Source organism: Rhodococcus sp. AH-ZY2 (assembly GCF_030916465.1).
Classification (GTDB): Bacteria; Actinomycetota; Actinomycetes; order Mycobacteriales; family Mycobacteriaceae; genus Rhodococcus; species Rhodococcus ruber.
This window is the reverse complement of the sequence record NZ_CP126458.1, coordinates 3448187-3460682: the sequence shown is the minus strand read 5'-3', so window position 1 is coordinate 3460682 and position 12496 is coordinate 3448187. Positions and strand designations below refer to the sequence as shown.

Here is a 12496-nt window from a genome sequence, read left to right as displayed (position 1 = left end):
GGGACGGACGGCGGGGCGGTGGCTCAGAAGAGGTCGAGGCCGAAGGTGCTCGACAGGAAATCCGAGGCCAGCAACAGTATCCCCGCGACGATCGCGATCAGCACGACGGCGAAGCAGACGACGGCACCGGCGATGCCGAGCGGGTTCGGCCGGGCCTGCTCACCTGCGCGACCCGCCACGAGCGAGCGCATGCCGAGCGCGAAGACCGCCGGCAGGCCCGCCCCGAAGAAGAGGCCGACGAGGACGACCTGCCACAGCGAGCTCAGGGTGTTCGTCAACAGGGTCACGGGCGTCCCTCCGTGGGAGTGGTCGGTGCGGCCGGCACGTCCTCGGGCGCCGGGGCCGGGGCCGGGGTCTGCGCGGGAGCGAGCTTGCCGTCCCACTCCGCGGTGACGTTTGAGGCGTCGATCGGCTGCCGGCGCGAGCGCACGTACATCAGCAGCGACAGCGCGCACAGCACCGCGAACACCACCACCACACCCGGCAGGCCGCCGATCAGGTGGGCCAGCCCCCAGCACAGGGCGCCGACGAGGGCCGCCGACGGCAGGGTGATCAGCCAGGCGACGGCCATGCGGCCGGCGACGCCCCAGCGCACGTTCGCCGACCGGGTGCCGAGTCCGGACCCCAGGATCGACCCGGTCGCCACGTGGGTGGTCGACAGGGGCAGGCCGAAGTGGCTCGAGGTGAGGATGATCGCGGCCGACGACGACTCGGCCGCCATGCCCTGCGGGGGTGCGATCTCCACCAGCCCCTTGCCGAGGGTGCGGATGATGCGCCAGCCGCCGAGGTACGTGCCCAGGGCGATCGCGACGGCGCAGGAGAACTTCACCCAGAACGGCATCTCTGCGTCGGCGGTGATGCTGCCGTGCGCGACGAGCGCCAGGAAGATCACGCCCATCGTCTTCTGCGCGTCGTTGGTGCCGTGCGCGAGCGAGACCAGCGAGGCCGAGCCGATCTGGCCGATGCGGAAGCCGTGACCGCGCGTCTCGTCGGGCACCGCGCGGGTGATGCGGTGCACCGACCAGGTGCCCACGGTGGCGACGAGTGCCGCGACCACCGGCGCCAGCAGCGCCGGAATGATCACCTTGCCGATCACCCCGTCCCACACCACGCCGCCGATTCCGAGCGACGCCAGGGCCGCGCCGATGAGGCCGCCGAACAGCGCGTGCGACGAGCTCGACGGCAGGCCGAACAGCCACGTCGCGAGGTTCCAGAGGATGCCACCGACGAGACCGGCGAACACGATGAGCAACAGGGCCTCGCCGCCGGTGCTGTCGAGGTTGACCACCCCCTTGGCGACCGTCGCGGCGACCTCGACCGACAGGAATGCGCCGACCAGGTTGAGCGAGGCGGAGAGGGCGACCGCGACCTTCGGTTTCAGGGCGCCGGTGGCGATCGATGTCGCCATCGCGTTCCCGGTGTCGTGGAAGCCGTTGGTGAAGTCGAATGCGAGGGCAGTGACTACCACCACCAGGAGGACGACAAGCTCTGCGGTCACATCTGCCGATTGTGAGGTAGCCGGTGGGTAAAAGTACAGCGACGGATCGGTGAACACCGATACCTCGACGGCTCCGCCGGTGGCAGCGTGCCCGCGCCGGTTCCCCGCTGTGCGGAGTTTCACTCACTGATGGACGTGTGACCGACTTCACGACAGGTCTCACTGACCGGGAATCCCACGTCGCGGCCTCTGCGGCCCTGGCTAGCTTTCGCCGCACCACCCCTCCCGAGCCGAACGCCGGACAGGGGTTGCTGTGACGAAGGAGACACCCGACCTTGAACAAGCACACACTCGCCAGGACCGTGCTGGCGCTCACGGCCTCTGTCGCGTTGCTCTCGGCCTGTGCCGGCGAACGCGGCGCCGACCCGTCGGGCGGGGCCGGCACCGGCGGCACCGGAGCCGCCGCGGCCGACACCCTCGCGGTGGACAAGTTCGGCACCCTGGACTCGCCGTGCGGCGAAGGCGACGCCACGGGTGCCACCGACCAGGGCGTGACCGACACCGAGATCAGGATCGGCTACGGCGACGACCGCGGCTACGCCAAGAGCCCGGGCCTGAACAAGGAGATGTCCGACGCCGTCTCCGCGATGATCGACTGGTGCAACGCCCAGGGCGGCATCAACGGGCGCACCATCGTCGGCACCGACTACGACGCCGCGATGACCCAGGCCAACTCGGTCATGCAGGACGCGTGCCGCTCCGAGTTCATGCTGGTCGGTCACGGCTTCGCGATGGACCAGACCGCCGAGCAGACCCGCGTGGCCTGCAACCTCGCGGCGGTGCCCGGGTTCACCGTGTCACCGGAAGCGGCCAACGGCCCGATGACCTACCAGGGCGTGCCGTTCCCCGTGGACTACGCCAACGGCTCGGCCTGGTTCCAGCTGGCACAGCTGCGGCCGGACCTGAAGGACAAGTTCGACCTCGTCGGCAGCACGATGCCGACGATCGTCACGTCCCTGACGAAGGTGCGCTCGATCGCCGAGGCCGCCGGGTTCGAGCTGAAGAACTGCGGCGTCACCATCAACTACGACGGCGAGGCCAGCTACGTCCCGTTCGCCGAGAAGTTCAAAGAGTGCGGCGTCGAAGGCCTGTGGACCTCCCGGTCGCCCGTGCCGAACGAGCTGAACTTCTTCAAGGCGCTCGGGCAGGTCGGCATCGATCCCGTCCTGATGGGTGAGGCCACCTGGTACGGCGAGACCGTCAAGGAGGCCAACGCCGGTGGCCTGCTCGACAACCTGTATGCGGGCATGGGCTTCCAGATGCTCGAGAACGCCGACAAGGTGCCGGCGGTGCAGCAGTACGTCGACCTCGTCGAGGAGCAGGGCGGCAAGACCGCGCTGCTCGGCATGCAGGCCACCTCTTCGTTCCTGCTGTGGGCCACCGCGGCGAAGGAGTGCGGGTCGGACCTGACCCGGCAGTGCATGATCAACGAGCTCTCGCAGATCCACGAGTGGGACGGCGGCGGCCTGCACGCCGTCACCGATCCCGGCGCCAACATGCCCGCCAAGTGCGGACTGATGGTCTCGCTGAAGGGCGACGCATACACGCAGGCGTTCCCGCAGTCCTCCGCCGAGTTCGAATGCAACGACTCCTACCTCGTCGCGACCGCACCCGAGACGTGGGGCACCGAACTCGGTCCGGACCGGATCGCCACCAAGTTCATGAACCCGAACGTGCTCGCGCCGCAGGACTGACCGGCCTGCTCCGACCGGCGGGGCGGTGCCCGCGCGGCGCCGCCCCGCCTCCACACGACCGGTTCTCTACCGACAGGGCTTCACCATGAACACATTCGTGACGTTCACGATCCTGGGCCTCGTGCTCGGGTCCGTGTACGCGATCGCGGCCTCCGGGCTCGTTCTGACCTACAACACCTCCGGAATCTTCAACTTCGCACACGGCGCCCAGGCGATGCTCGGCGCATTCCTCTACTGGCAGCTCACGGCCGGCTGGGGGCTGCCCGTCCCGCTGGCCCTGCTGGTGGTGCTGTTCCTCGCGGGGCCGCTCATGGGCCTGGCGCTGTACGTGGTGATCATGCGGGGCCTGCGGGACACCGCCGAGGTCACCAAGATCGTCGTGACCGTCTCGATCATGCTGGGGATGCTGTTCCTGTCCCAGTGGTTCTGGCATCCCGAGAAGCCCCGCTCGCTGGGCATGTTCTTCGGCGACGACACAGGGATCAGGGTGCTCGGGGCGTTCGTCCGGGTCCACGAGATCCTGTGCGTGCTCGCGGCCGTCGGGATCGCGGTCGGGTTGCGCATGCTCTTCCAGCGCACCCGGACCGGCGCCACGATGCGCGGCGTCGTCGACGATCCCGACCTGCTGCGGCTCAACGGGCACAACCCCGAGCGGATCGCCGCGTTCTCGTGGGCGCTCGGCTCCACCCTCGCCGTCCTCGCCGGCGTGCTGATCACCCCGATCAGCGGCGGCAGCCTCGAGGCGAACATGCTCACCCTGCTCGTCATCGACGCATTCGCGGCCGCCATGTTCGGCCGGCTCAGCTCCATCCCGCGCACCTTCGTCGGCGCCCTCGTCCTGGGCCTCGCCGGCGCCTACCTGATCGGTTACGCGCCCTCCTCGTGGGCGTGGACGTCGAACCTGCGGGTCTCGCTGCCCATGGTGGCGCTGTTCGTGGTGCTGATCGTGCTGCCCCAGGACCGGCTGCGCGGCGCAGCGATGCGCACCCGCGAGCGCTACCACGTGCCGAGCGTGCGCAAGGCCGTGGTGTGGGCGGTCGCGCTCGTTGCGATCGTCTACCTCATCCGGCTGCTCATGGTGGAATCCGCGATCACCACCTTCACCCTCGGCATGACCTTCGCGATCGTCGCGCTGTCGCTGACCCTGCTCACCGGGTACGCGGGGGAGATGAATCTCGCCCCGCTGTCGTTCGGTGCGATCGCCACGATCGTCGTGTTCCACTTCGGGATCACCGGCACCGGGCTCGACCAGCGGTTGACCGTGTGGGGTGTGCTGCTCGCCGTGGCCGTCACCGCGCTCGTCGGCGGGCTCGTCGCCCTCCCGGCGCTACGCCTGCGTGGTCTCTACCTCGCGCTCGCCACCATGGCGTTCGGCGTCTTCGTCTCCAACATGGTGCTGCGTGACACCACCGAGCACGAACTGTTCGGCGTGAAGTTCTCGATCTTCTCGGGTGGTTCGCTGGTGATCCCGCCGCTGCGGATCGGCCCGCTCGACCTGCAGGACGAGACGACGTTCCTCATGATGGCGACGGTGTTGTTCGCGCTGCTCGGTGTCGGTGTCGTCGCACTGCGCAACAGGGGCTACGGTCGTCGCCTGGCGGCGATGAAGGACAGTCCCGCCGCCTCGGCCATGCTCGGGCAGAACCTGATCACCCTCAAGCTGAGCGTGTTCATGCTCTCGGCCGCCATCGCCGGGCTCGGCGGGGTGCTGATGTCGAGCGCCACCGGCGCCGTCGCGGGCGAGAACTTCAACATCATCGTGAGCCTGACCCTGCTCATGCTCACGGTCGTCGCGGGCATCGGATACGTCAGCGGCGCGCTGTTCGGCGGTGTCATGGCCGGCGTGGGCTTCGCGGTCATCATGGTCTCGTTCAACAACCTCGCCAAGACGCAGCCCGAACTCGAGGGCCTGTACCTGCTGCTCGGCAACATCGCCGCCGTCAGCCCCGCGCTGATCGGCATCGGGGTGGGTCACAACCCGTCCGGCAGTGTGCACCAGATGGTCGAGGGTTACCGCCGTCTGCTCTCCGCCCGGCCGGTGCTCTACGGCGGCGGCGCCGTGATCGCGCTGCTCTACGTCCTGGCCCTGACGGGCGTCCTGGGCAACTGGTGGTTCGCGGCCCTGACCATCACGATCGTGTTCCTGCTGCCGGTCGTCGGCGAGTGGCTCATGCCCGGTGCGGTACTCGGAGCCGACGAAGTGGAACGGCGCCGCACCACCCCGCCCGAACTAGTCGGTCTCGACGAGCCGTACACCGCCGAGGGGCGCTACCGGCTGGACCGGGAACTGGGCCTGCCCGCGGCGCGGCCCACCCCGGCGGCGCCCGAACCGTCCGCGAGCGTCGCGAAGGAGCTGAGCGCGCATGTCTGACACCCTGCTCGAGACCCGGGGCATCACGGTCCGGTTCGGCGGGCACACCGCCGTCGACGACGTGAGCATCACCGTCGCCGCGGGCACCGTCACGGGGCTGATCGGCCCCAACGGTGCCGGCAAGACCACCCTGTTCAACACCGTCACCGGACTGCAGAAGCCGACCGCCGGGCAGGTGCTGCTCGACGGCGTCGACCTCACCCGCGCCGCGCCCTACAAGCGCGCCCGGCGCGGACTGGCCCGCACCTTCCAGCGGCTCGAGCTGTTCCTGTCGCTGTCGGTGCGCGACAACCTGCGGGTCGCCGGCGACATGCACCGCACCGCGACCCGTGCCCGCCACGACATCGACGCCGAGACCGACCGGCTGCTCGAACTGACCGGACTCACCGACGTCGCGGACATGGATGTCTCCGACATTCCCACCGGCCGCGCCCGCGTCGTCGAGGTCGCACGGGCGCTGATGACCCGGCCGCGCGTGCTGCTGCTCGACGAACCGGCGTCCGGGCAGACGGAGCAGGAGACGGACGACTTCGCGGACCTGCTGTGCCGGCTCGCCGACGACGGCCTCGGGATCTGCCTGGTCGAGCACGACCTGCCGCTCGTGATGCGGGTGTGCTCGCGCATCCACGTCCTCGACTACGGCGCCCTCATCGCCTCGGGCAGCCCGGAGCAGATCCGCAACGACCCCGCGGTGATCGCCGCATACATCGGAACCGAGGAGGTGGCATGAACGCCCCCGTCACCGATCTCGCCGACATCTCCGGCGACGAACCGACCCCGTTGCTCGAGCTGGTCGACGTGCGGGCCGGCTACGGACCCATCGAAGTGCTGCACGGGGTGAACCTCACGCTGCAGCCGGGCTCGGTGGTCGCCCTGCTCGGGCCGAACGGCGGCGGCAAGACCACGACGCTTCGGGTGTGCTCGGGCGTCCTGCCCGTCGAGCACGGCGAACTGCGCGTCGCCGGCCGCGTCGTCAACGGTGTCGACGCCGCCGCGCTCGCCCGGCTCGGCGTCTGCACCATCCCGGAGGGGCGGGGGATCTTCCCCAACCTCACCGTCCGGGAGAACCTGTGGGTCGCCACCGGCACCGGCGTGTCGCTCGAGGACCTCGAGACCGTCGCCTACGAGCGCTTCCCGATCCTCGGGAAGCGGCGCGGCCAGCTCGCGGGTTCGATGTCGGGCGGCGAGCAGCAGATGCTCGCCCTGTCGCGCGCCCTGGGCACCGCTCCCACCGTGCTGCTGCTCGACGAACTGTCCATGGGGCTCGCCCCGCGGATCGTCACCGAGATGTACGACATCGTCGGCCGGCTAGTCGAGGACGGGTTGTCGATCCTCGTCGCCGAGCAGTTCGCGCGGGCGGTGCTGCCCATCGCGACGTCGGCCGCACTGATGCTGCAGGGCCGCGTCGTGCGGATCGGGGATCCGGCCGACATCGAGAACGAACTTTCGACCAGTTATCTAGGAGGATGACCATGACCGCACTCACCGAGGAGCGGCGCGCCAAGTTCCGGCAGGACGCGGCGGAGCTGAAGCTCGACACCGGATCCGCGAAGGGGGACGGACCCGCACGAATCGGCGGGCTCGTGCTGATGATCGGCGGTGCCGTCGCCGCGTTCGTCGTCTACTTCGCCTCGCTCACCCAGGCGGACCTGCGCAACATCGCGTCGTACCAGATCCTCGCCACGGCGTTGCTCATCGTCGCGATCCTCGGCGCCGCGCTGTACGTCGCCGGCGCGATCGCCCGGGTGCTGAGGCTGTGGCTGCTGCGTCAGCTCTACGAGTCGCAGGCCCACACCGAGCAGATCGCGGCCGCCCTCGAGACCCGCCGCTGACGCGGCCGGTGTGTCCTTTGGGCTGCCAGGGCAGCCCAAAGGACACACCGCTCAGCGGGTGTCGCGGCGCAGGGGGTGATCGGCCGGGATCTGCACGAGCACGATCGGGATGCCGTCCGGATCCGCGATCCACAGTTCGTGCAGTCCCCACGGCTCCTGCCGGGCCTCCCGCACGATGGGGACGCCCTTCGTCACCAACTCGGCCTCCGCGTCGTAGACGTCGCGCACCTGCAGCCACAGTGCGCCCTCGAAGTGCTGCGGCCGGGCGCTGCCGCCGTGCGCGGCCACCTCGAGGAGCGACTGACCGGCGAAGAACACCGTTCCGCCGGGATACTCGCGGTAGATCGCCAGACCCAGGACTTCGCCGTAGAACCTCAGGGCGACGTCGTAGTCCGACGGCCGCAGGATCGTCCGGCCGGCGAGAATCTCCATCTCACCCGTCCTCGACCGGTCTGGCCTCGTGCCCGCGTCGCCCGTGGGTGCGGCGGTCCTCCTTCATCTCGGCCTCGAACAGATGCCGGCGGCCGGCGACCAGCTCGTCGCGCACCTGCCGGTCGAGCTCACGGAACTCCGTCCAGTAGCCGTCGTCGAAGTCCTCCACGATCTGGAAGGTCCACCGCCCCTCGATGACGTTGCGTCCGACCATCTCCGTCCGGACCCGGTCGGCGAGTTCGCGGTGACCGGCTTCGGCGAGCTTGTCGACGGCGTCGCCGAGCAGCAGGTCGGCGCGGCCCATCAGCTGGTGGAAGGCGTACAGGTTGCCGCGGGCCTGCTCGACCGTCTCGAGCGCCTCGGAGAGTTTGCCGGCGGCCGCGACCGTCTCGTCGGAGACGCCGGCGGGGCGGATGTGGTCGGGGAGTGGTTGCTCGCGATCCGTCATGGTCAGGAGTGTGCCCGATTCGGACCGTTTCAATCGGGACGTTCTCGCGACGAGCGGGAGGTTGGCGTGCACTGCACTCGGACGACGAGGCGACAACCTCCCGCTCCGCGCGGGCAACTTCCGCTCAGTAGTGCCAGGGGTAGGGCGACCAGTCGGGTTCGCGTTTCTGCAGGAACGCGTCGCGGCCCTCGACCGCCTCGTCGGTCATGTACGCCAGCCGAGTGGCCTCGCCCGCGAACAGCTGCTGGCCGACGAGCCCGTCGTCCTGCAGGTTGAACGCGTACTTGAGCATGCGCTGGGCCTGCGGGGACTTGCCGTTGATCTTCGCGGCCCATTCGAGCGCGACGTTCTCGAGCTCGGCGTGGTCGACGACGCGGTTGACCGCGCCCATGTGGTGCATCTCCTCCGCCGTGTAGGTCTCGCCGAGGAAGAAGATCTCGCGGGCGAACTTCTGCCCCACCATCTTCGCGAGGTACGCGCTGCCGTAGCCGCCGTCGAAGCTGCCCACGTCGGCGTCGGTCTGCTTGAACCGGGCGTGTTCCCGGGACGCGAGCGTCAGGTCGCACGTGACGTGCAGACTGTGCCCACCGCCGGCGGCCCAGCCGTTGACGAGGGCGATCACGACCTTCGGCATGAACCGGATCAGCCGCTGCACCTCGAGGATGTGCAGCCGGCCCGCCCGGGCCCTGTCCACGGTGTCGGCGGTCTCGCCGTTCGCGTACTGGTAGCCGCTGCGCCCACGGATCCGCTGGTCGCCGCCGGAGCAGAAGGCCCAGCCGCCGTCCTTCGGGCTGGGGCCGTTGCCGGTCAGGAGCACCGCGCCGACGTCGGACGTCATGCGGGCGTGGTCCAGCGCCCGGTACAACTCGTCGACGGTGTGCGGACGAAACGCGTTGCGCACCTCGGGCCGGTCGAACGCGACGCGGACGGTGCCCTGCGTGACGTGCCGGTGGTAGGTGATGTCGGTGAGGTTCTCGAACCCGGGTACGGGCCGCCACAGCTCGGAATGGAAAGTCACCCGTCGACCATAGAACTCCGATGCGCCACCGCGGCACCGACGTCCTGCCGGAACACCGTCCTGCCGGAACACCGTCCTGCCGGAACACCGTCCTGACCGGAACACCGTCCTGCCGGAGCACCGTCGTGCTGGAACGCGTTACCGTGCAGGCATGAGCGAGCAGACGGACAGCACGGTGGACGCCGAGTACGAACATCACGGCGGGTTCCCGGTGTACACGCCCGTGAAGGCCGGACCGAACTTCGGCCGCCTCGTCGAGGCCCTGCGGCGGCTGCAGGATCTCGCCGTCTCCACCCATCTCCCCGACGACGTAGTCGACCGCGCCATCGAGCAGGCCGAGGCGCTCGGGGACCTGCTCGAGCCGCACGTCGTGCCCGAAGGCCGGTCTCCGGCCGGCTTCAACGTCGACCTGCCCGGCCGCGGCAGCCTGCTGATGCTGCCGTGGATGCTCGAGAAGTTCGATGCCGAGTCGGTTCGCTCGCGGGGCACGTTCCGGGTCTATCACCGCGGCGGCAACAGCGCGGCGCACGGCGGAACCCTGCCACTGCTGTTCGACGACCTGTTCGGGATGGTCGTCCACGCGGCCGGTCATCCCATCGCCCGCACCGCCTACCTGCACGTGAACTACCGCAAGATCACTCCGCTCGAGACCGAACTCGTCGTCGAGGGCCGGGTCGACCGGGTCGACGGGCGCAAGTTGTTCTGCTCGGCCGAGCTGCGCGACGTCGACGGCACGCTGCTCGCCGACTGCGAGGCCCTGATGGTCCAGTTGCGGCCCGGCCAGCCGTGACCGCCGCGGCTCTGCCGCCCCTCGACGAGATCCTCGATGCCGCCGTCGTGGTGTCGCTGCCCATGCGGGTGCGGTTCCGCGGCATCACCGCACGTGAGCTCGTGCTCGTGCGAGGTCCCGCCGGCTGGGGAGAATTCGGGCCGTTCCCCGAGTACGCCGACGAGGAGGCCGCCCACTGGCTGCGTTCGGCCCTCGAATCCGCGTGGCTCGGGCCTCCGGCTTCGCGCCGGGACACCGTCCCCGTCAACGCCACCGTCCCGGCCGTCGGCCCCGGCGACGTACCGCAGATCCTGGCCCGGTTCCCCGGAGCCCGCACCGCGAAGGTCAAGGTCGCCGAACGTGGACAGGACCTCGCGCAGGACGTCGCACGGGTGCGGGCCGTGCGCGAGCTGGTGCCGAACGTCCGCGTCGACGCGAACGGCGGGTGGAGTGTGGACGAGGCCGTCGTGGCGCTCGGGGAACTCGTCGCCGACGGCCCGCTCGAGTACGCCGAGCAACCCTGCGCGACCGTGCCCGAACTGGTCGAGGTGCGTCGCCGCATGCCCGACGTGCCGATCGCGGCGGACGAGAGCATCCGGCGCGCCGAAGACCCCCTGAACGTGGTCCGGGCCGGCGGCGCCGACGTGGCGGTGGTCAAGGTGGCCCCGCTCGGCGGGATGCGACGGCTGCTGACACTGGCCGACGAGCTGGCCGGGCACGGCGTGCCGGTGGTGGTGTCGAGCGCACTCGACTCGGCCGTCGGAATGGGGGCCGGACTGGCCGCCGCGGCCGCGCTGCCCGCGCTGCCCTACGCGTGCGGACTGGGCACGGGCGGGTTCTTCACCGCCGACGTGGCAGCGCCACGGACGATGGCCGACGGGCAGCTCCCGGTGGGACAGGTGACGCCGGATCCGGCGCTCCTCGACACGGTGCGAGCCGACCCCGAACGGACGCGCTGGTGGTTCGACCGGGTGCGGCGGTGCCGCGCCGCGCTCGACTAGGTGCGGCTCGGGTCGTCGTATATCGTTCCGGGCGTTCGTACTCACGAGTCACATTACGGAGGCAGTGGAAGTGGTTGCAGCTCTGGATGATGCCCTGCTCGGCGCCGACAAGGTCCCGGCGGTCGTCGCCGACGTCGAGGCGCTGATCGACGCCGAGGTGGCGGACAAGAAGGGCGCGTCGGGTCTCGCGCTCAAGGCCGGTTACGCGGCGGTGACGAAGCTCGGCCCGTCGATCGTGCCCAGCGCCGTCGAGGGCCTGCTGCCGGAGTTCGTCGCCAAGATCCAGCCGTTCTGGCAGGACTACGCCGGCAACGGTGACTTCGCCGACTACCTCACCGCGCGCGGCGAGACCGTGGCGGACTCGCTGCTCGGGGTGACGGACGCGCGCATCGCGGCCTCGTCGCGCACGGCGATCAAGAAGGTCTACGACAAGCTGCGTCCGTCGGCGCAGAAGCACGTCGTCGAGGCCCTGCCCCGCGTGGGCGCGCTGGTGCAGAAGCACGCCGGCTGAGACGTCGACGGCGCCCTTCCGGTCCCCGCACACAGGGCCGGAAGGGCGCCGCCTCAGTACGCGGCGGCCCCGTACTTCCAGTACCCGCTGAACGTCACGGCCGACTTCTCGAGGCCCCGTTCCCGCACGAGGTGACGGCGCATCGCCGTCACCAACCCGGACTCTCCCACGACGAATCCGTAGCCCGGCCCGTCCGGCAGCTCCGCGGCGCGCACCGCGTCGAGCACCTGCGCTCCGGGCCGCACATCCGTCCGGGTCACCGGATGCACACGGGTCCGCGGTCCCGTCACCAGGTTCTGCGCCGCGACGTCCTCGAGGTGGGAAACCTCGACGAACACCTCCGTGACCGTCGCGTCGTTCCGCTCGGCCGACGAGGCGAGGATCCCGGCGATCGCCGGCAGCGCACTCTCGTCGCCCACGACGATCTGCCAAGTCGCCCCGGCCGGGCGGTGGAACATGATGCCCTCGTCGAGCAGCGCGAGCGCCGCACCCGGTTCCGCTGTCCGCGCCCACGCCGACGCCGGTCCGGTGTCGCCGTGGGTCGCGACGTCCACGACGAGTTCCGCTCCGGGCCCGTAGCGGCCGCAGCCCGCCTCCCGGTAGTCGCGCACCGTGTAGTTGCGCAGGATCGGACGTATCTGTTCCGGCATCGCCTGCATCTGCGGCCACCAGCTGTGGTCGGCGGCTCCCGGCAGGGTCGGCGCGTGCCGGCCGGGACCGGGCAGGAACATCCGGAACCACTGGTCGAACCCCATCGGCGCGAACCGGGCGAGTCCGTCGCCGCCGACGGTCACGCGCACGAAGCTCGCCCCGAGTGGTTCGGCCGCGAGGACGTGGGCGGTGACGATCTCGCGGGTGGCGGGCGGCGTCCGGGTCGTGGTGCGCGCAGCCATACATAACCTCCGTCCCGAGACGCCGGGCG

The 12496-nt window shown here is 70.3% G+C and carries 14 protein-coding genes; 8 read left to right on the top strand and 6 right to left on the bottom strand.

Features of this window, described 5'->3' with window-relative positions; translation table 11 throughout:
- Nucleotides 1–23: 23 nt before the first annotated feature.
- Both QNA09_RS16735 and QNA09_RS16730 read right to left on the bottom strand, forming a co-directional pair.
- Complete coding sequence (locus QNA09_RS16735) at nt 24–287, bottom strand: hypothetical protein (protein ID WP_017680030.1); 264 nt, start codon at nt 285–287, stop codon at nt 24–26.
- Nucleotides 284–1498, bottom strand: coding sequence for an inorganic phosphate transporter (locus QNA09_RS16730; RefSeq protein WP_010592046.1), 1215 nt, complete (start codon nt 1496–1498; stop codon nt 284–286). The genes QNA09_RS16735 and QNA09_RS16730 overlap by 4 nt, the downstream gene beginning before the upstream one ends.
- A gap of 275 nt (nt 1499–1773) precedes the next feature.
- Between QNA09_RS16730 and QNA09_RS16725 the strand changes: the two genes are divergently transcribed.
- The 5 genes from QNA09_RS16725 to QNA09_RS16705 all read left to right on the top strand — a co-directional run bounded on the left by QNA09_RS16725 (nt 1774) and on the right by QNA09_RS16705 (nt 7395).
- Nucleotides 1774–3192, top strand: a complete 1419-nt coding sequence (locus QNA09_RS16725) for an ABC transporter substrate-binding protein (protein WP_119699927.1) — start codon at nt 1774–1776, stop codon at nt 3190–3192.
- Nucleotides 3193–3277: 85 nt separating this feature from the next.
- On the top strand, nt 3278–5563 hold the full coding sequence (locus QNA09_RS16720) for an ABC transporter permease (protein ID WP_119699926.1): 2286 nt from the start codon (nt 3278–3280) through the stop codon (nt 5561–5563).
- Nucleotides 5556–6293: an ABC transporter ATP-binding protein gene (locus QNA09_RS16715; protein WP_003937594.1), complete on the top strand. Its 738-nt coding sequence runs from the start codon at nt 5556–5558 to the stop codon at nt 6291–6293. Before QNA09_RS16720 ends, QNA09_RS16715 begins: the two co-directional genes overlap by 8 nt.
- On the top strand, nt 6290–7033 hold the full coding sequence (locus QNA09_RS16710) for an ABC transporter ATP-binding protein (protein WP_119699925.1): 744 nt from the start codon (nt 6290–6292) through the stop codon (nt 7031–7033). The genes QNA09_RS16715 and QNA09_RS16710 overlap by 4 nt, the downstream gene beginning before the upstream one ends.
- Nucleotides 7034–7035: 2 nt before the next feature.
- Nucleotides 7036–7395, top strand: a complete 360-nt coding sequence (locus QNA09_RS16705) for a hypothetical protein (protein ID WP_102031347.1) — start codon at nt 7036–7038, stop codon at nt 7393–7395.
- 51 nt (nt 7396–7446) lie between these two features.
- On the opposite strand, the gene QNA09_RS16700 is transcribed toward QNA09_RS16705, so the two are convergent.
- From QNA09_RS16700 to QNA09_RS16690, 3 genes are all read right to left on the bottom strand, one after another.
- On the bottom strand, nt 7447–7827 hold the full coding sequence (locus QNA09_RS16700) for a VOC family protein (protein WP_010592040.1): 381 nt from the start codon (nt 7825–7827) through the stop codon (nt 7447–7449).
- Between the two features lies 1 nt (nt 7828).
- The gene (locus QNA09_RS16695) at nt 7829–8275 is read right to left on the bottom strand and encodes a hypothetical protein (protein ID WP_048774141.1); all 447 of its coding nucleotides are present in this window, start codon (nt 8273–8275) and stop codon (nt 7829–7831) included.
- A 124-nt stretch (nt 8276–8399) separates the two neighbouring features.
- Nucleotides 8400–9293 (bottom strand): 1,4-dihydroxy-2-naphthoyl-CoA synthase, encoded by an 894-nt coding sequence (locus QNA09_RS16690; protein ID WP_003937599.1) that lies wholly within the window; start codon nt 9291–9293, stop codon nt 8400–8402.
- A gap of 151 nt (nt 9294–9444) precedes the next feature.
- Between QNA09_RS16690 and QNA09_RS16685 the strand changes: the two genes are divergently transcribed.
- From QNA09_RS16685 to QNA09_RS16675, 3 genes are all read left to right on the top strand, one after another.
- Nucleotides 9445–10083: a PaaI family thioesterase gene (locus QNA09_RS16685; RefSeq protein WP_010592038.1), complete on the top strand. Its 639-nt coding sequence runs from the start codon at nt 9445–9447 to the stop codon at nt 10081–10083.
- Complete coding sequence (locus QNA09_RS16680) at nt 10080–11063, top strand: o-succinylbenzoate synthase (protein WP_119699924.1); 984 nt, start codon at nt 10080–10082, stop codon at nt 11061–11063. Before QNA09_RS16685 ends, QNA09_RS16680 begins: the two co-directional genes overlap by 4 nt.
- Nucleotides 11064–11133: 70 nt before the next feature.
- Nucleotides 11134–11574: a hypothetical protein gene (locus QNA09_RS16675; protein ID WP_026137595.1), complete on the top strand. Its 441-nt coding sequence runs from the start codon at nt 11134–11136 to the stop codon at nt 11572–11574.
- A gap of 53 nt (nt 11575–11627) precedes the next feature.
- On the opposite strand, the gene QNA09_RS16670 is transcribed toward QNA09_RS16675, so the two are convergent.
- A complete protein-coding gene (locus QNA09_RS16670) occupies nt 11628–12467 on the bottom strand; it encodes a siderophore-interacting protein (RefSeq protein ID WP_010592035.1) in 840 nt (279 codons plus the stop codon).
- Between the last annotated feature and the right edge of the window lie 29 nt (nt 12468–12496).

Bases quoted from the DNA above. Each gene is read 5' to 3' on its own strand.
- QNA09_RS16685 (WP_010592038.1), top strand. From the start codon at position 9,445: ATGAGCGAGCAGACGGACAGCACGGTGGACGCCGAGTACGAACATCAC.
- QNA09_RS16715 (WP_003937594.1), top strand. From the start codon at position 5,556: ATGTCTGACACCCTGCTCGAGACCCGGGGCATCACGGTCCGGTTCGGC.
- QNA09_RS16710 (WP_119699925.1), top strand. From the start codon at position 6,290: ATGAACGCCCCCGTCACCGATCTCGCCGACATCTCCGGCGACGAACCG.
- QNA09_RS16695 (WP_048774141.1), bottom strand. From the start codon at position 8,275: ATGACGGATCGCGAGCAACCACTCCCCGACCACATCCGCCCCGCCGGC.
- QNA09_RS16670 (WP_010592035.1), bottom strand. From the start codon at position 12,467: ATGGCTGCGCGCACCACGACCCGGACGCCGCCCGCCACCCGCGAGATC.
- QNA09_RS16720 (WP_119699926.1), top strand. From the start codon at position 3,278: ATGAACACATTCGTGACGTTCACGATCCTGGGCCTCGTGCTCGGGTCC.
- QNA09_RS16700 (WP_010592040.1), bottom strand. From the start codon at position 7,827: ATGGAGATTCTCGCCGGCCGGACGATCCTGCGGCCGTCGGACTACGAC.
- QNA09_RS16705 (WP_102031347.1), top strand. From the start codon at position 7,036: ATGACCGCACTCACCGAGGAGCGGCGCGCCAAGTTCCGGCAGGACGCG.